This is a genomic window from Uliginosibacterium flavum (assembly GCF_040566545.1).
Taxonomy (GTDB): domain Bacteria; phylum Pseudomonadota; class Gammaproteobacteria; order Burkholderiales; family Rhodocyclaceae; genus Uliginosibacterium; species Uliginosibacterium flavum.
This window is the reverse complement of the sequence record NZ_JBEWZI010000016.1, coordinates 43956-60961: the sequence shown is the minus strand read 5'-3', so window position 1 is coordinate 60961 and position 17006 is coordinate 43956. Positions and strand designations below refer to the sequence as shown.

Here is a 17006-nt window from a genome sequence, read left to right as displayed (position 1 = left end):
GAGTGCTCGCCAGCGCCGCCACCATGATTCAGTCACGGCAAAGCAAACGCCGCCACCTACTCACCTGAATCTGGAGAACATCATGGAACTGCCCCGCCTGAACACCCTGACCCGCAGCCTGCGCATCGCGTTTAGCCGTTTTTCCCGCAAGGCCGGCCCGGCTTGCGAGTCGCTCGGTCCGGTGGTACTGGGGGCGGGCGCCAGTCTGCGCCGTGCTGTGCGCCCGGTGCTGATCATCAGTCTGGTCGGTGCGGCCGGCTATGCCCTCGTCAAGCATCCGCCGCTGGGCAAGGTGGAGCGCGGCGAAGTCGGTCTGCGTGTGAATCAGCTGACCGGCTCGATCACTGAAGTCACCGATGGCTCGCTGCTCGTGCTTCCCGGCCTGCATCGCCTGCAGACCTACCCGCTGCACGATCAGGTATATCGCGCCGAGCGCAGTGCGCAGGCCGATGGCCCGGCGCCTTTTCAGTCGGTCGAGGGCATGTCGCTGGGCGTGGATCTGACGATTCGTTATGCGCTGGACCCGACACGGATTGCCAGCACGGTGCGCAAGCTGCCCGCCGACATTGGCGCCGAAGTGGTCGAGCCGGAAGTGCAGGGCGTGATCTACAAGACCTTCACGCGCTACACCGTGCGTGAAATCTTCTCGACCAAGCGTGCCGAAATCCAGCAGCAGATTGAGGCGGAACTCAAGCCCAAGCTGGCCGCCGACGGCATCCTGCTGCGCGGCGTGATGATGGGCAAGGTGGATCTGCCTGCCGATTACCGGCGCGGTCTGGATCAGCTGCTGAACGAGGAACTGGAAACCCAGAAGATGCGCTACACCCTCGAATTGAAGGAAAAACGGGTCAAGCAGACCGAGCTGGAAAGTCAGGCTGATGCGGTGCGCCGCGAACGCGCTGCAGAGGCCGCCGGTAACGAGCAGATCATCGCCGCCAAGGCGCAGGCCGAATCCATGAAGCATGTGCTGCCCTTCAAGGAGAAGCAGATCCAGCAGCGCCAGCTCGAAGCCGATGCCGAGAAAATTTCGCGCATCAAGGGGGCTGAAGCCAGTGCCGAGGCGCGCAAGATCGAAGCCGGTGGCGAAGCCTTCTCGCGCCAGAAACTGGCCGAGGCCGATGCCTATCGCGTCGAGGTGATGGGCAAGGCGTCCAGCGCGCAGATGGAACGCGACGGCGCGCTGATCACCAGGCACCCGCTGCTGATCCAGAAGACCATGGCCGACAAGCTTTCCGACAAGATCCAGGTGATCATCGCCCCGCCGAATACCAATGGCTTTATCGGCGCCAACCTGCTCGGCAACAGCCAGCCAGCTCAAGCACCGCAAGTTGCTGAACAAGGAGTTGAATGATGTTTGCTGCCACAGCATTGGCCCTCGCCATCGTCACTCAGGATCAGGTGGCGCTGCGCGCCGCGCCGCGTGATTCCGCCCAGCAACAGGCCCAGCTCTGGCAGGGCGACAGTCTGGAGGTGCGCGGCGAGAAGGGCGACTTCCTGCAGGTCTGGGACCACCGCCGCGAGCGTGGCGGCTACATCCGCGTCAATCAGGCGCGGCAGATGGAGCTGACGCCGGCCGCCGCGCCGCAGATGCTGGCGGTGATGAATTTCGTGCGCGATACGCCGGGGCAGGAGGCGCTGGGCATCGGCTACGCGGCCGCCTTCCTCAAGGCCGCAGAGCCGGCGCAGATCGGTCCGGAGGCCTTCGATGCGCTGGGCACCATGGCCGACCGGCTGGCTCGGCGCGCCTCATCCAGCCGCGGCGACAAGGCGAGTGACGCACGTACCGCAGCGCAACTCGAAGTGGCGGCGGCCTATGGCGTAGGCATGACGAGTTTCGAGCGCGAAGGCCGCGTGCAGATCTGTTACGACGGCGAGGCTTTTCGCCGCGTGCTGGCCCAGCCGCAAAGCGCGCCGCTGCTCAAGGCTCGCGCTGCGCTGGCATTGACGCGGCACGAATGCGTCAGCCCGGATCTCACCCCTAGCCAGCGCGCCACGCTGGATGCCTGGCGCATCGAAGTGCTCGGCCGGGTGGAGACGGCCAAGCTGCCGGAGCATGTGAAGAACCGCATCTTTATGCGCCGCGCCGGCGTGCTTTCGGCCATCGCTTACCAGCAGCAAAGGCGCGGCGAAGCGCCGCAGGAAACCGCGAACCGCGCCATCGAGAGTCTGGCCGCGATCAACAAGAGCGAGCTGACCGAAGACGACGCCAACAGCTACAGCGACGCCGCTACCCGCGCTGGCGTAGTGCGCTGGGCCGCCAGCGATGCCGCGCGCGCCGTGTCCACGCTGAGCGTGACGACTCGTCCCGGCCAGCCCGGCGAGACCTGCGTGCAACTCGTCGAAGCGAAACAGAAGGCAGCACTTTTCGAGCGCTGCACCTATGGCTTCGTCTATCCCGCTTCCGCCGCGCCCAACCCGCAGCACACCATGCTCGCACTGGCGGTGCAGACGCTCGATACCTGGCGCGAACTGTGGCTGTTCCGCAAGGGCGCAGACGGTTGGTTCGTTGAGGTGATCCCGCCGTCCGCTAACGGCCCGGACATCGGCTACATCGACTTCGCCGGCTGGGTGCCGGGCGGCAAACAGATGCTCACGGCACGCGAAGTGCGCGTCGAGGGTCGCTACAAAAAGAGCTTCGAGCTGATGAGTCTGGATAGTCTGCAAGTCGAACGCTGGGCCGACAAGCCGGAATCCCTGACGCCCTTCTACCGCTGGCAAGACCCGAGCTGGAAACGCATGACGCTGAGTTTGCGGTGAGGGTGGCTGGAGAGGCTCGCGGGGTGGGCTTCTTCGGCATGCATGCTTGCGGAGCAAGGCGAGATGCGGGTCTTCAGGCAGGTGTTTGCGTGGCTTTGTGCTGAGGGGCAAGAGCCTTTAAGTGCAGGAATCGGCAGGCCCGAACATTCCCGCCCCCTTCAAGGGGGAGGGCGAGGGTGGGGGTAAAAACGTCAAGCCGAGGGCTGTCCTTGTTGAACGTGACAACCCCCATCCCAACCTTCCCCCTGCAAGGGGGAAGGAGCCGTTTGGGCTTGGCCTTGGGGTTTTCGTTGATCTGATGAACGATTCATTACCCGGCGTAGGTTAGTCACCAGCAGCTGATAGCAAGTCATCGTACGCGGATAGCATTGACTCGACGAGTGGCCACTTGTTATCCATAGAAAGCATGGCTTCAAGTACGTGTCCGCCTTTTCTTTCTGATTTTGCAATGGACCATAGTAAATAATCCAGTGTGACTGTCGATCCAAGTACCTCAAACGCATGCGATACGTTGATGGGGGCGTGCATTGGAAATTTTATATTTGCCTTAGTGATTGCAGCTTTCAACTTTTCGCTTTTGCCGGACAAAGCGATTCGTTGATGTGTTTCTAGTGCAGCTTTATGCTGTGTCACAGCATTGCGAACAGAGTTTAATTCAGCATGTAAGTTGGTCAGCTCATCTGGTGATGGTCGATTGACTGGCGTGCTGTTACCGATTGCCCTGAGTAGTAAATCTAGTTTTTCTTTGTATCCGTCTGCATTGGTAAAGTCGCCATAAAACTTCCCTTTCAGAAAGCCTGGTAGAACAACGTTCTCAAGAAGTAGAGGGAGTACAAGCACTCGGCCTTCTTCAATCTCTCTGTTTGAGGCGATATCCAGCTCGCGCGTTACCCACGGACTGTCAATTGATGCGCTGGATAGAATCGCAGCTACGTAATCCACTTGTTCAAGACCTTCTCTGATTTTTTCAATCAGAGAGTCGCCGATGTTTATTTCAGCTTCGTCGATCCAAACAGCATGACCAGCTAAACGAAGATCGGTCGCAAGTTTTCTTGCGAATGCTTTGTCTTCGTGTGCGTGACTTAAGAAAATACTGCTCAAGAGATCCTCCTAGTGACTATAAGGTCGCGTTGCGATCCATTGTATGCCGCATACGGTGTCCGTCGCATGTTCCCCGTTTTATCCCAAAAAATACGAGCCATCAGTTTTTGACTTTGGTTTGGAATGGACTTTGGTTCGCTATCTTGCGCGTATAAGGCTGCCCTGAGCGCCGCGCGCAGCTTGCATCTGCAGGATGCATCCCCACACAAGCCCACAGGAAGCCACTCTCTGGCCTGCTCGCGTGCCTAGGCTTGCTGGACGCGCCTTTCCGGCATGGGTGATTTCAATCCGGTGGCCCGCTTCAGACGCTATCCCCCATGAAAAAGGCGCAGCCCGCGGGCTGCGCCTTTCACTTGCACACTGGAACGCTTACTTGCCGGTCGGTGTCGGCGAGCAGCTGGCGAAGTTCGTGCTGGTCAGCAGGCTGCTGGCATAGGTGAAGCTGCCGGCCGAGCTGGTGACGTTGCTGAACATGGTGCTGGGGGCGCTGCCCTTGATGCCATTGAGCACGAAGCCTTTGCCGCCGGTGATGTTCACGTTGGTGAAGTTGATGTTGTAGTGCTCGGAGCCCGTGTTGCCGCTGGTTTCGGCGCCGTAGGCACTGCTGCCCACCGAGCCGGTCAGGCCGTTGATGGTGATGTCGTGGAAGTGGCCAGGCGTAGGTGCGTCGGCGAAGGTGGAGTCCGCGTAGGAGGCCATGATCACGATGGCATCGTCAAGGATGGCGTTGACCTTGTTGTCCACCGCGCGCACGCCGAAGTCGCCCGTGCCCAGCGGGGCGATGCCGCCGCCACGGTTCTTGCCGGTTTTGAAACGCAGACCGATTTCGGTGCCGTTGAAGGTGTTCTCGGTGATGGCAATGTTCTTGAAGCCGGCCGCGGTGAAGCTGCCGAGCACCACGCCGCCGTGACCGTGCAGGGTGTAGTTGTTGAAGATCTTCGCGCCGTTGAGCGGGGTGGCGGCGGTGACGCCCGGTGCGCTGGTGCCGGCGTTGAGGTTGATGCAGTCATCCCCATTGTCGAAGGTCGAGCCGAAGATCCAGGCATTGGTCGGCAGCAGGCCGACCGGGCCGCTGGCGGTGAGCGCGCTGGCGTAGGCGGTCGACAGATCGATGCCGTCGCCATTGTGGATGCCCTTGCTGCTGGCGGCAGGCCAGGAGTTGGCGTTGATGTTGGCCACGGTGATGTTGCTGGAGCGCGCGATGAACAGCATGTGGTCCGGCGGGACGGTGAACTTCAGCTTGGAGACGTAGAGACCATTCACGCCGGTCAGACTGAGCAGGTCGGCACGCGCCGGATCCCCCGTGGCGTTGTCACCGCCCTGAGCAGCACGCTGGTTGTGCGCCAGGGTCGACAGGTAGTAGCCGCTGTTGGCGCTATCCGCCGATGAGCCGCTACTGCCTTGCACGGTGCCGGAGCCGGTGATGCGGATGTTTTTCATGCCCACGCAGAGGTTGTCCGCCACGTAGCCGGTACGGGCCGACCAGTCGGCGTAGTAGCCGCAGGTGTTAAGCAGTGCCTTGTAGTTGGTCGGGTACTTGATCGTGCCGAAGCCGGTGGTGCCGTAGATGGGGAAGCGGTTGTTGCCCCACTCGTAGTCGGCCGCCGCATCCGAGCCGAGCAGCACGCCGTCGATCTGGTAGGTGCAGTCACTCTTCAGATAGAGCGCGCCGCTCTTGAAGGTGCCGCTCGGGATCAGCACCTTGCCACCCACCGGGCAGGCGTTGATCGCGTTCTGGATCGTCTTGGTGTTCAGCGTAGTGCCATCACCGACGGCGCCGTAGGTGGTGACGTTGAGCGTGGTCGGCGTGGCGGTGGTGCTCTGGCTGACGACGTTGCTGTCGGCAGATTCGTTGCCGGCGCTATCCACGGCGCGCACGCTCAGCGCGTAGCTGGTGCTGGGGGCAAGGCCGGTGATGTCGTAATAGAGCTGCTGATTGGTGATGCCGGAAGGCCAGGAGATCTTGCTGACGGTGCCCTTGAGCGTACCGTTGGCATACACGCGATAGCCGCTGGGGCTGCCGCTGGTGGGTTTTTCCCAGGCCACGGTGATGTGGGTGTCTTCAAATGCCAGTGGCGGCACGGCCACGTTCTGCGGCGCGCTGGCGCTGCCGCCGGAGGAGGAGCTGGAGGACGAGCTGGAAGAAGAGCTGCTGGAGGAGCTTGAAGAGCCGCTCGAAGAACTGCTGCTGGATGACGAGGAGCTGGAGGAAGAACTGGAGGAACTGGAAGAGCTTGAGGAAGAACTGGAGCTCGATGAGCTGCTGGAGCTGCTCGTCACCGGACCCACGGAACACCAGGCAGACGTTGTGAAGCTGTTAGCCGGAAAGGCGGACAGCGAGCAGGTGAAGTTGCCCGTCTGCGTCGCATAGACAAAGAGGCCGGATTTACCCAGGGCCACATTGCGCGTGCCCGTCATGCTGCAGGCGGTGCCGACCTGGGCGCACTTGGTATAGCCGGCCGGGTAGTCGGTGGCGGCGTAGGCATTGGCCGTCAGCAGTAGAGCGGCCAAGCCGCCGAGTAGTCTGGTGTGCATCTGTTTGTCTCCTGATTTTTGTTGTGCTTGCCGCGAGAAAGCGAGTCCGGGTCTGGGCGGTGTCGTGCGCCAGCATCCAGCCTTGAATCGTTCTCATCTGTCTTGCTACCGCGCCTGAAACGCAGGATCGTCAGCCCCTTGTCTTGCTTCGTAGGCATTTGTTTCGATACGTCTTTGTAAGACAAATACTTACATTGATGTTGGCGAATTTTGCAGGCTAGGTAAGGATGCCCCGGCTGTCAAGCGTCTTGAGTTATTGCTTTAGTGGTAGCGGCGTCACGCCGGGCTGATGGCATGGCGCCGTCTGGATCAATCGCCCTGTACGGCTGAGTTTGGAGATGCTCGTTGCTGCCCGGCCCGATCAGGCTGTTTTCGGCAAGCCGGGACGGCGGCTATGGTGTAGGGTGGCGCGGCGTCGGCGCTAGCGCAGGATTTCACCTCAGACCGGCGCACTCATTCAGTGAATCAGGAGAAAACAATGCAAGTCTGTCTCGTAGCGAACCCCAAGGGCGGCGTCGGCAAGAGCACGCTGGCCACCAATCTGGCGGGCCTGCTGGCCTGGCGGGGGCTGGCTGGCGGTGATACGCAGGTGATGCTGGGCGATGTGGATCGGCAGCAGTCCTCGCGGCAATGGCTGGCGCGGCGGCCGGCGGTGTTGCCGAAGATTCATTCCTGGGAGATTGCGCTGGGCAATGCGGTCAAGCCGCCGCGTGATATGACGCACATCGTGCTGGATACGCCGGCGGCGCTGCATGGCGACAAGCTGAAGGAATGTCTGAAGCTTGCGCATCGCGTGCTGGTGCCTGTGCAGCCGTCGATGTTCGACATTCTGGCGACACAATCCTTCTTCGCTGAGCTGGCCGAAATGAAGGCGGCGCGCGGCGTGCCAGTAGGATTGATCGGCATGCGCGTGCATGAGCGTTCGCGCTCGGCCGAGGAGTTTCTGCGCTTCATCGAAACCACCGGCCTGCCGCTGATCACCTGTCTGCGCGACACGCAGAACTACGTGCAATTGGCCGCGCACGGCATGACGCTGTTTGACGTGGCGGCGTCGCGTGTGGCCAAGGATCTGGCGCAGTGGGTGGCGATTGAAGAATGGCTGGGTTTGCGTCTGCCGCAAACGCTGGATTAGATCTCGTTTTTGACAGCCTGAAGAGCCGCTACCAGCTTGGTTCTTCAGTCTGCATGCCTGCACAGGCAGGCGGGGTGGGGCTCTGCAGAGTGGCTGTTTTCACGGCTAAACATGTTGGCGCTCAGCCGATCCGGTTCTGCAGCGCTTCCCACAGCCCGATGACGTCGTTGCTGCCGAGCATGAAGCGCGTACCGTCTTTTTGCGTGACCAGAACGGCATTGCGCCCGGATACGTTGTAGAGCCAGCCGCGCTTGGTGTAGTGAATGCCCCAGCCTTCGAGCCAGGTGGTTCGGGTCATCTCGACGCTGGCGATGTCTTTCAGGTCGACTTGTTTGCGGACGATGCCGGGGCCGAAGCGCCAGCGCAGGGTGTCAGCGCTGACTTCGATGCTCAGCGAGGAGAACAGCAGGGCGCCGATGGTGAGCATGGTGCTGATCACCCACAGGGTGACGCGATACTGAGGGTGGCTCCAGGCGGCGAGGGCGCAGACCAGCACGGGGATGAAGATCAGGGTCAGGAGGGCGCGGGCGGGCTGCCGGCGCTGGTAGTTCGGCAGATTCTGCGGATTCAGGGATGTGCGGTTCTGGCGCGAGGGTCTTCTGCTGGGTTTGCTCAAGGGATGCTCCGGGTTGATTCGAAAATGGTGGTGGCCAGCGTGTCGACGCCAGCCTCGGAAAGGTCGTCCGTGCTGAAACGCCCCGCCGCATCGAAGCGGGTGAAGTTGCGGTTCTGCGAGCGGGTGTAGAGCGGGTCGTAATGCTTGTCGATGAGTTCGGCATACAGCGCAGGCAGGGCGCGTTCGCTGGCCCAGGCTTGCCAGCGCGCAAGCGATTCGTTATCGATGATGCCTTTGAGGTAGCCGAGTTTGCGGACCAGTTGCGCGGGCTCTTCGCCCAGCCAGGCGTAATCGCGCAGCAGGTATTCGATACGCGCGTCGCGGGTGGCGGCAATTTCGATGCAGGGCGCGGCACGCATGCGGGCGATCAGCGCTTCGGGCACGAAGATCGCACCAATCTTGCGGCTTTCGGCTTCGACGAAGACCGGGCGAGCCGGATCGAAACGGCTGATGGTTTGCTGTACGCAGGTCTCGAACCATTTCTGCGCCGGCTGACCCTGATCGGGCAGGCCGCCGAGCACCGAGCCCTTGTGTGCGGCAATCCCTTCCAGATCGAGCACCTGCGCGCCTTGTGCGCTCAGGGCGGTGAGGACGGCGGTCTTGGCGCTGCCGGTGGGTCCGCACAGCACGTGCAGGTCAAGCCTGGCGGGAATCGCGGCGAGTTCGTCGATGACGTGCTGGCGCCAGGTCTTGTAGCCGTTCTCAAGCTGACAGGCTTGCCAGCCGACCAGACGCATCCAGGTCACGAAGGAGCCACTGCGCATGCCGCCACGCCAGCAGTAGAGCAGCGGCCGCCAGTTTTTCGGGCGGTCGGCCAGGGTGGTCTTGAGGTGGTGCGCGATGTTTTCGGCGACCAGTGCGCCACCGAGGCGACGCGCCTCGAAGGGCGAGTGCTGTTTGTACAGGGTGCCGATCAGCGCGCGCTGTTCGTCGTCGAGTACCGGCAGGTTGATCGCGCCGGGAATGCGGTCTTCGGCGTATTCGGCGGGCGAGCGCACATCGATGATCTCGTCGAATTGCGAGATATCTGCTAGGGTCACCACGGCTTTGGACATCAGGATTGGACTATGCAAGAAATCAGATTGACGCAATTCTCCCACGGTGGCGGCTGTGGCTGCAAAATTGCTCCCGGCGTGCTCGCCGATATCCTCTCGCGCGCACCGCAAGGGATCATTCCGCCGGAGTTGATGGTGGGCATCGAAACCTCGGATGACGCGGCGGTGTACCGCTTGAACGACAGTCAGGCGCTGATCGCCACCACCGATTTTTTCACTCCCATCGTCGATGATCCGTATGACTTCGGCCGGATCGCTGCGACCAATGCGATCTCAGATGTGTATGCCATGGGCGGCACGCCGATCATGGCGCTGGCGATTGTCGGCATGCCGCTGGACAAGCTGCCCCTGGAGGTGATCGGCAAGGTGCTGGAAGGCGGCGCCAGTGTGTGCCGCGAAGCCGGCATCCCGATTGCCGGTGGGCATTCTATCGATGTGCTGGAGCCGATCTATGGTCTCGTCGCGCTGGGGCTGGTGCATCCGGACCGCGTGCGGCGCAACGCCGATGCGGGTGCCGGTGATGTGCTGATTCTCGGCAAGCCGCTGGGCGTAGGCGTGCTCAGCGCGGCACTGAAGAAGGGCATTCTGGACGCGGCCGGCTATGCCGAAATGATTCGCCACACCACCCAGCTGAACCGCGTCGGCCCGGCGCTGGCCGCATTGCCGGATGTTCATGCGCTGACCGATGTCACCGGTTTCGGGTTGGCCGGGCATCTGCTCGAAATCTGTCGTGGCTCCCTGCTGACGGCGCGCGTGGATTTCGCCAAAGTGCCACGCATCGCCATCGCCGAGGCGTTTGCGCGCGACGGCATCCGCACCGGCGCTTCGCCGCGCAACTGGACGGCGTACGGCGCGTCGGTGAACTTGCCGACAGGCTTTGCCGACTGGCAGCAGAACCTGCTGACCGATCCGCAAACCAGTGGTGGTTTACTGGTGAGTTGCGCGCCGTCGGTCGCCGACGAAGTGCTGCGCCTGTTCCACGACAACGGTTTCGGGGCGGCGGGTGTTATTGGTGAATTCGCCGAAGGTGCGCCGGTCGTGACGCTGGTGTAAATTGATGCCGGAGTAATCGGGATAGGCTCCCGGAACGGGGCCTGATGAGGAGATATTGCATGAAGCGGATTGTGTTGCTGCTGGCTTTGAGTGGTTTGGCGCTGGGTGCGCAGGCCGAGATTTACAAGTGGGTGGATGCCGATGGCAAGATCCAGTATGGCGATGCGCCGCCCAAGGAAGCCAAGACCAAGAAAGTGTCGGGCGGCGTGATGGTGGTGCCGGCGATGGTGGTGCCGCCGCCTGCTGCGTCAGCTCCAGCAGCGGCGCCTGCTCCGGTCAAAGCCAAGCCGGAGCCGGAAGCGCGCGAGGAAGGTGTGCGCAGTGGCGGTATTAGCATCAAACCTGAAGCGCCTGCCGCGCCCGCCGATCCGGATGCTGTTGCACGGGCTGAGGCGCGCCAGCGGGCGATCGATCTGTGCCGACAGAACCGCGGTAGCAATTGTGAAAACGAGGTCGATGCACAGCTCTATGGGCAGGCGGGGAGAACCTATGCGCCCGCTCCTGTCGTCATTCCCGGCTGGAGTCAGCCGCCGATTAGGCCTTCGAACCGGCCAGGAGCGAAAGCCCCTGACAGCCGGCAGTCTGCACCCGTCAGAGAGCGTGAATCGACCTTGAAGCGAGTGGTGCCTGAAAAGAAGTAACGGCCTGAAGAACCTCGCCCTGCCTTGTTGATGGCGGGGGTGTGCTGTAGAGCCAATATGGATGCGGGTCTTCAGGCAGGCGTAAAAAAACCGGCTTGCGCCGGTTTTTTTACGCCTGCAGCAAAGCTCAGATTGACTCGACCTTGATCGATTCAATCTTCAGCGCGGCGCCGGACTCGGCGCGGATCTGCAAGAAGGATTTGGCGTCACCCAGCGTGGCGTTGAACACGTTGTCGCCGGCTTTGAGTTCGCTAATCGGCGCGCGCACGATTACCGAGGCCTCGCCCAGCGGGGACTGAACCATCTTGGCTGTGCTGTTGTTTACATAGATGAAGAAGGTGTCCTTGCCGGCAATGACGGTGCTGGCTTCGCTGATCTTGACGGTGATCTTGTAGGGCTTGCTCAGATCCAGCACGCCATCCGGACGGGTGGCTGCAGTGGATTCGGCGATGGCGCCAGAGGCGTCACCGACGGCGCCCAGGGTGACACGCCCGTTGGCCAGCACGAGTTTGCCGGCTTCCACTTTCGGCTCGCCGAAGGTTACGGCGAAGAAGGGCTTGCTGGCGTCCGTGGGCAGGGCCTTGAAGGCCGGGACGAAAACTTTGTCGCTGGTGAATGAGGCGGACATCAGTTCGCCAGCTTGAGCAAGACCACTAAAAGCCAGGGCAATAACAACAGCCAGCAAGGGTTTGCGGAGATTCATGGGATTTCCTTCGAATGGTTCATTCCGGGATAAGCGCCGTGATCCTGATAAGGATCTGGCGCGCGTTCGCGTCAGGCCGAAGGGGATTCGGCGTTTTCGCAGTGACAGATGATGCCGTCGGTGTGAAGTGCGCGACCTGCCATCGGTAAGGCTATTAGCCGCGTTCAGCGTGCGGGTATACCGCAGGTTTCGCCCGACGTAGGGCTGGGCCGGATCAGTGGCCTTGCCTGCCTTTTGGGGCAGGTTTTTTTTGAGGTTTCTCAACAGATTCTGGGTAAGGGATCTTCACTCAGCTCGCCGATGAAGCGTTGCCCGCCGAGCGTCGTAGCGAGGGTGACGCAGCCACCGCTTACCAGCGTGCCGATGCGCGCAGCCTGTGCGCCTTGCGGGTGGTTGCGCCAGCGGCTAGATGCTTTCGGCATCCGAGATGAGATCGCTGGAGAGGCCGAATTCTTCGCGCGCCATCAGCACGGTGGCGCCGTGATCGCCGACCGGGCCGCTGACCAGTACCGCATCGCCGGCTTGCACGCTGCGGATGTCCAGCGTGCTGCCGGCCTCGCGCCAGCCCAGACCGGTGCTCGCGATGACGATGCCGCTGCCCTGACCGCGCGGCACTACTTTGGTGTCGCCACCCACAATGGGTACGCCGGCGACGCGTGCAGTCGCGCCGGCTGATTCGAGAATCGTGCGCAGATCACTCAGAGCGAAGCCTTCTTCGATAATCAGATTGAAGGTCAGCGCGGCTGGCTCGGCGCCGGACACGGCCAGATCGTTGAGCGTGCCATGCCCGGCGAGGCTGCCGATGTTGCCGCCGGGGAAGATCAATGGCTGTACGGTGAAGCCGTCGCTGGCCATGATCGGCACCCGTCCGTCCGGCTTGAGTGCGCTTCCGTCGGTGCCGGATTCGCGGCAGCCGAGCGCCGGAAAAGCCAGATTTTCCAGCAAATCCCGCATCAGCTTGCCGCCGTTGCCATAGGCCAGTCGAATGTATTCGTATTGCATCGAGTGTGGCCTCTTGTCGGCGATGAAAGGGTTTGCGACGAACTTCAAGGGCGTCACATCATAAGTCCATATTAGTGAGGTGGGAGCTTGCACAGTCAATATTGGTGCGGGTTTACCGGTAGACGGGCTTTCCGCTACGCGGCACACATCTCCGTTTTATTTCGGGGTAAATACATATGTTCAAACTGACTGTTGCCGTATTGTTTTTGAGTTTTTCGGGCTTGGCGCTGGCGCAACAAGCCGCACCGATCCGCATCGGCGTCATCGGTCCGTTTTCCGGCAAATCCTCCACCGAGATGGGCGAGAGCATTCGCGGCGGTGCCCGCGTGTTTGCCGAAGAGGTCAATCGTCTCGGTGGTGTGTTGGGGCGGAATATCGAGTTGGTGGAGCGTGACGATCAGGCCTCGCCGGACGTGGGTGTGAAAATGGCCCGCGAGCTGATCGAAAAGGAGAGGGTGGTCGCGGTTGTCGGTTTTGCCAATATCGGTGTGGCAACGAAGGTGGCGCCCTTGTTTCAGCAAGCCCGCGTGCCGCTGATCGTGTCGGCGGCGGATGGCGGCGAGATTACCAGGATGCCCGAGCAGGCCATGGGGACGCAGAATTTCATTTTCAGGCTCGCCGGGCGCGACCTGCTGCAGACTCAGGCGATGGTCAAGGATGTGGTCGAGCGGCGCAAGATTACTTCGATTGCCGTGTTGCACGAGGTCAGCCCGTATGGTGAATCCGGCAAGGCGAACCTGCTGAAGGTGCTGGAGGGGCAGGGTTTGAAACCCGCGCTCATCGACAGTTTCAAGCTGGGGGATCAGGATATGAGTGCGCAGCTGGCGCGGGCCAAGGAGGCCGGCGCCAAGGCGGTGCTGGTGTATGGCCAAGCCAGTGAGGCCGCGGCGATTGCGCGTGGCACGACAAAGATGAAGTGGGCCGTGCCGCTGGTCGGCACTTGGACCATGTCGCAGCAGGCTTTTATCGAGCAGGCCGGCCCGGCGGGCGAGGGCGCCCGCGCGGCGGTGACCTTCATCGAGGATGAGCGACGCGGCGCGCGTTATGAATTTGGCGCAGCCTATCGGCGCATCAACAAGGTGACGACGATCCCCTCGGCGGTGGCCGCGGCGCAGACTTACGACGCCCTGCGCCTGATCTTTCTGGCGATCTATCAGGCCAATGGCGCGACGGGCGAGAGGATTCAGCACGCGCTGGAATCGCTCGATACCCAGTCCCGCTCGACTGTGGTGGCGCGCTTCAGCCGTCCCTTTGCGTATGACGATCACGAGGCGATCAGTGACTTCCAGGTGATCATGGCCGAGGTGCGCAACCAGAAACTGGCTTACGCCTATCCGGGTGACGAAGCCAGTTCGCAGATGACGCGGATCCGTCGTTGAAATGCTTATGGCGTTTCCTTGTGATCGAGCGCCAGGCATTCCATGAGCTGCCCCAGGGCCATGCCCGCATCATAGGCGGGCTGGCGCTGGGATAGCTGCAGGCCGGGAAAACGCTCCCACAGGCGTTCTGCAAGCAGGCTATTCTGAAACACCCCACCGGCGCCGCCCAACGCTGTGCCTGCCTGCAGATCAAGCCTGCAAGCCAGTTCCGAAGCAGCCCTTGCCAGCGCATCGTGCAATGCCCAGGCGCGATGGGCGGTGGGGATCTGTTCGTTCAGCAAGCCGTCCAGCCAGGGCTGCCAGTCCAGCTCCCACAGATCACCCGTGTGCTGCCAGTGAATCGGCCGGCATGGTCCGTTCGCCACGGTTTTCGCCAGTGCCTGCAGGCGCATTGGCCCCTCACCCTCAAAGCTGGCCTCCTGGTACGCATCAAGCAAGGCGGTCGCGTCGAAGAGTTGGCCGATGGTGCTGGTTTGCAGGCTGTTGAGGCCGCGCTGCCAAGCCGTGTGCAGCAGCTCGATCTGCGCATGCCAGGGCGAGCATCTCCGGCTCGCAGTCCGACAGCGCACCAACGCTGACCTGCAGCGCGCGCAAGGCTCGACCCCTTGGTCCGTTCGCTTTCGGCGCTGGCGATCAGGGCGCGGCACAGGCTCAGCTCATGCACTGGCATCCCCTTGTTGCATGGCTTGCCACAGGGCATGGGATTCGGTATCAATAGCCGCGTCGATGCATTAGACGGCGTAGCCCACATGCACCATCACGTAATCGCCCGCCGCTGGTCAGGGCTGGGGCAGCAAGGCGAGGCCGATCTCGCGGCGCACGCCCAGCGCCTCGCTGATGGCGCGGTCGCCATGAATGCTCAGAATCTGCATCGGCATGCCCAGACACATCTCGTCACCCTTTTTTTTGCTTACCCACTCAGGCCGGATGGGCATGTTTCGGCAGTCATTATGGCGAAGGATTTACGATCAGCTCAAAGGTCTTCCCGATAGGGCTTGCTATCGCTTACCGGGACTCTAGCGTGAGTAGTACGCTGATAGAGGAGCATGCTGATGAGTGACATGCAATATTTCCCCCGCGCCGCCTTGGCCGGCTTGATCGAGGCAATCCGCGATGCGGGTTACCGCGTGATCGGCCCGCGCGAAGAAACCGGGCAGGGTGGTCTGGTCTATCGCGAAATCGATGGCGTCGAAGACCTGCCGCAAGGTCTCCACGACCGCCAGGAGCCGGGCCGTTACCGGCTGGAGAAAACCGGTTCGCCGCGCTACTTTGCCTGGGTCAATACCGCCTCGGCGATCAAATCCTTTGTCTATGCCCCGCGCGAAAAGCTCTGGCGCGCAGTGCGCAAGGAAGGGCGCATGCATTTCGAGGCCGTGGAGCGCGATGCCGGAAAAACCGCGATCCTCGGCGTGCGCGCCTGCGATCTGGCCGCGCTGGATCTGCAAGATGCCCACTTCCTGCGTGGCAAGTTTGTCGATCCCTATTACCAGGCGCGGCGCGAGAAGCTGCTGCTGGTCGCCGTGAATTGCAGTCACGCCGCCGCCACCTGTTTCTGTGCCTCCACTGGCGACGGGCCGGAGGTGGTTGGCGGCTATGACATTCTGCTGGATGAACTGGAGGACGGTTACCTGCTGCGCGTGGGCAGTACGCGTGGTGCGGTGATTGTCGCCGATCTGCCGCTGGAACCCGCCTCCACAGCGCAGCGCGAAGCTGCCTGGGCGCAGCTGCAGCAAGCGCGCGGTCAACAGCGGGCCTTGCCTGCAGCGCCAGATCTGGCGCGCCTCGGCGAGCATCTGGAGAGCGCGCGCTGGACCAGGATCGCGGATCGCTGCTTGTCTTGTGGCAACTGCACGGCGGTGTGCCCGACCTGTTTCTGTCATCGCGAATTCGAAGTGCCCGCGCTGGACGGCAAAAGCACCGAGCACTGGCGCGATGCCGACTCCTGTTTCAACGAGGATCACAGCTACATCGTCGGCGAAGTCGTGCGGCACGGCACACGCGAGCGTTATCGGCAGTGGATGACGCACAAGCTCTTCAACTGGGTGCCGCAATATGGGCGCATCGGCTGCACTGGCTGTGGGCGCTGCACCACCTGGTGCCCGGCCGGCATTGATTTCGTGGCGGAGGCCAACATCATCCTGGGTCAGGCCGAAGCGCCTGAAATCGACATTCCGCGCGTAGACGGATCGGAGGCGGCGCAATGACAAATTGCTATCTCCCATGGGAAGCCGAGATCGTCGAGCGCACCCAGGAAACCCCCGACATCTTCACCTGGAAGCTGCGCTTTACCGACCCGGATGTGGCGCACAGCTACAGCTTCAGGCACGGCCAGTTCAACATGCTGTATCTGTATGGCGTGGGCGAGGTGGCGATCTCGGTGATGTCGAACGACGGCGAATTCCTGCTGCATACCATCCGCGCAGTCGGCCGCGTCACCAAGGCCATGATGGAGCTTCCGCTGGGCACCCACGTCGGCGTGCGCGGGCCCTTTGGCAGCGCCTGGCCGTTGGATCAGGCCAAAGGCAAGGATGTCGTGTTCGTGACTGCGGGCCTGGGCTGCGCACCGGTCACCTCATCCATCAAACATGTGGTGAGCCAGCGCGCCGACTACGGCCGCCTGGTCATCATGCAGTCGGTGCGCCACCGCAATGAAGGCCTGTGGGAGCCGCAGTACGATGCCTGGCGCGAATTGCCGGATACGCAGGTGCTGCTCACCGCCTCGCGCGACAAGACACGCTGGCCGCACTGGCAACTGGGCCGTGTCAGCGTGCTGCTGGACGAGGCGCAATACGACAAGCACAACTGCGTGGTGATGATGTGCGGGCCGGACGCGATGATGGCCGATACCGCCCGCACCCTGGTCGAACTCGGCGTGCCCGGCGAGGCCATTCACGTATCGCTGGAGCGCAACATGCAGTGCGCCGTCGGCCACTGTGGCCACTGCCAGCTCGGCGCGCATTTCGTGTGCAAGGACGGGCCGATTTTTCGCTGGCCTGAAGTGGCTGAACTGATGCGCGTGAAGGGGTACTGAT

General features: G+C 62.1%; 17 protein-coding genes. 8 read left to right on the top strand and 9 right to left on the bottom strand.

Going from position 1 to position 17006, the window contains the following annotated elements:
• Positions 1–82 precede the first annotated feature (82 nt).
• Positions 83–1351, top strand: coding sequence for an SPFH domain-containing protein (locus ABXR19_RS14520; RefSeq protein ID WP_354601860.1), 1269 nt, complete (start codon positions 83–85; stop codon positions 1349–1351).
• On the top strand, positions 1348–2757 hold the full coding sequence (locus tag ABXR19_RS14515; RefSeq protein ID WP_354601859.1) for an SH3 domain-containing protein: 1410 nt from the start codon (positions 1348–1350) through the stop codon (positions 2755–2757). The genes ABXR19_RS14520 and ABXR19_RS14515 overlap by 4 nt, the downstream gene beginning before the upstream one ends.
• 324 nt (positions 2758–3081) lie before the next feature.
• Here ABXR19_RS14515 and ABXR19_RS14510 read toward each other — a convergent pair whose 3' ends face one another.
• Together ABXR19_RS14510 and ABXR19_RS14505 are read right to left on the bottom strand one after the other, a co-directional pair.
• Positions 3082–3858: a toll/interleukin-1 receptor domain-containing protein gene (locus ABXR19_RS14510; RefSeq protein ID WP_354601858.1), complete on the bottom strand. Its 777-nt coding sequence runs from the start codon at positions 3856–3858 to the stop codon at positions 3082–3084.
• 369 nt (positions 3859–4227) lie between these two features.
• On the bottom strand, positions 4228–6393 hold the full coding sequence (locus ABXR19_RS14505; RefSeq protein WP_354601857.1) for a glycosyl hydrolase family 28 protein: 2166 nt from the start codon (positions 6391–6393) through the stop codon (positions 4228–4230).
• A gap of 478 nt (positions 6394–6871) precedes the next feature.
• On the opposite strand from ABXR19_RS14505, the gene ABXR19_RS14500 reads away from it, so the two are divergent.
• Positions 6872–7525, top strand: coding sequence for a nucleotide-binding protein (locus ABXR19_RS14500; RefSeq protein ID WP_354601856.1), 654 nt, complete (start codon positions 6872–6874; stop codon positions 7523–7525).
• Between the two features lie 121 nt (positions 7526–7646).
• On the opposite strand, the gene ABXR19_RS14495 is transcribed toward ABXR19_RS14500, so the two are convergent.
• Complete coding sequence (locus tag ABXR19_RS14495) at positions 7647–8141, bottom strand: hypothetical protein (protein ID WP_354601855.1); 495 nt, start codon at positions 8139–8141, stop codon at positions 7647–7649.
• The gene (gene mnmH / locus ABXR19_RS14490; RefSeq protein WP_354601854.1) at positions 8138–9196 is read right to left on the bottom strand and encodes a tRNA 2-selenouridine(34) synthase MnmH; all 1059 of its coding nucleotides are present in this window, start codon (positions 9194–9196) and stop codon (positions 8138–8140) included. The genes ABXR19_RS14495 and mnmH overlap by 4 nt, the downstream gene beginning before the upstream one ends.
• 12 nt (positions 9197–9208) lie before the next feature.
• Here mnmH and selD point away from each other — a divergent pair, with 12 nt between their 5' ends.
• Entirely contained in the window at positions 9209–10249 is a 1041-nt protein-coding gene (selD, locus tag ABXR19_RS14485; protein ID WP_354601853.1) for a selenide, water dikinase SelD, read from the top strand.
• A 59-nt stretch (positions 10250–10308) separates the two neighbouring features.
• Positions 10309–10890: a DUF4124 domain-containing protein gene (locus ABXR19_RS14480; protein WP_354601852.1), complete on the top strand. Its 582-nt coding sequence runs from the start codon at positions 10309–10311 to the stop codon at positions 10888–10890.
• Between the two features lie 127 nt (positions 10891–11017).
• On the opposite strand, the gene ABXR19_RS14475 is transcribed toward ABXR19_RS14480, so the two are convergent.
• The 3 genes from ABXR19_RS14475 to ABXR19_RS14465 form a co-directional block, all read right to left on the bottom strand.
• Complete coding sequence (locus tag ABXR19_RS14475) at positions 11018–11593, bottom strand: hypothetical protein (RefSeq protein ID WP_354601851.1); 576 nt, start codon at positions 11591–11593, stop codon at positions 11018–11020.
• Positions 11594–11853: 260 nt separating this feature from the next.
• Entirely contained in the window at positions 11854–12015 is a 162-nt protein-coding gene (locus ABXR19_RS14470; RefSeq protein WP_354601850.1) for a hypothetical protein, read from the bottom strand.
• Positions 11999–12595, bottom strand: coding sequence for an AIR synthase related protein (locus ABXR19_RS14465; RefSeq protein WP_354601849.1), 597 nt, complete (start codon positions 12593–12595; stop codon positions 11999–12001). The genes ABXR19_RS14470 and ABXR19_RS14465 overlap by 17 nt, the downstream gene beginning before the upstream one ends.
• A 176-nt stretch (positions 12596–12771) precedes the next feature.
• Between ABXR19_RS14465 and ABXR19_RS14460 the strand changes: the two genes are divergently transcribed.
• Positions 12772–13974: an ABC transporter substrate-binding protein gene (locus tag ABXR19_RS14460; RefSeq protein WP_354601848.1), complete on the top strand. Its 1203-nt coding sequence runs from the start codon at positions 12772–12774 to the stop codon at positions 13972–13974.
• A gap of 5 nt (positions 13975–13979) precedes the next feature.
• On the opposite strand, the gene ABXR19_RS14455 is transcribed toward ABXR19_RS14460, so the two are convergent.
• Both ABXR19_RS14455 and ABXR19_RS14450 read right to left on the bottom strand, forming a co-directional pair.
• Positions 13980–14543 (bottom strand): Kae1-like domain-containing protein, encoded by a 564-nt coding sequence (locus tag ABXR19_RS14455; RefSeq protein ID WP_354601847.1) that lies wholly within the window; start codon positions 14541–14543, stop codon positions 13980–13982.
• Between the two features lie 210 nt (positions 14544–14753).
• The gene (locus ABXR19_RS14450; RefSeq protein WP_354601846.1) at positions 14754–14909 is read right to left on the bottom strand and encodes a HypC/HybG/HupF family hydrogenase formation chaperone; all 156 of its coding nucleotides are present in this window, start codon (positions 14907–14909) and stop codon (positions 14754–14756) included.
• A 117-nt stretch (positions 14910–15026) separates the two neighbouring features.
• Between ABXR19_RS14450 and ABXR19_RS14445 the strand changes: the two genes are divergently transcribed.
• On the top strand, positions 15027–16178 hold the full coding sequence (locus ABXR19_RS14445; protein WP_354601845.1) for a 4Fe-4S dicluster domain-containing protein: 1152 nt from the start codon (positions 15027–15029) through the stop codon (positions 16176–16178).
• On the top strand, positions 16175–17005 hold the full coding sequence (locus tag ABXR19_RS14440; protein WP_354601844.1) for an FAD/NAD(P)-binding protein: 831 nt from the start codon (positions 16175–16177) through the stop codon (positions 17003–17005). The genes ABXR19_RS14445 and ABXR19_RS14440 overlap by 4 nt, the downstream gene beginning before the upstream one ends.
• Position 17006 lies beyond the last annotated feature (1 nt).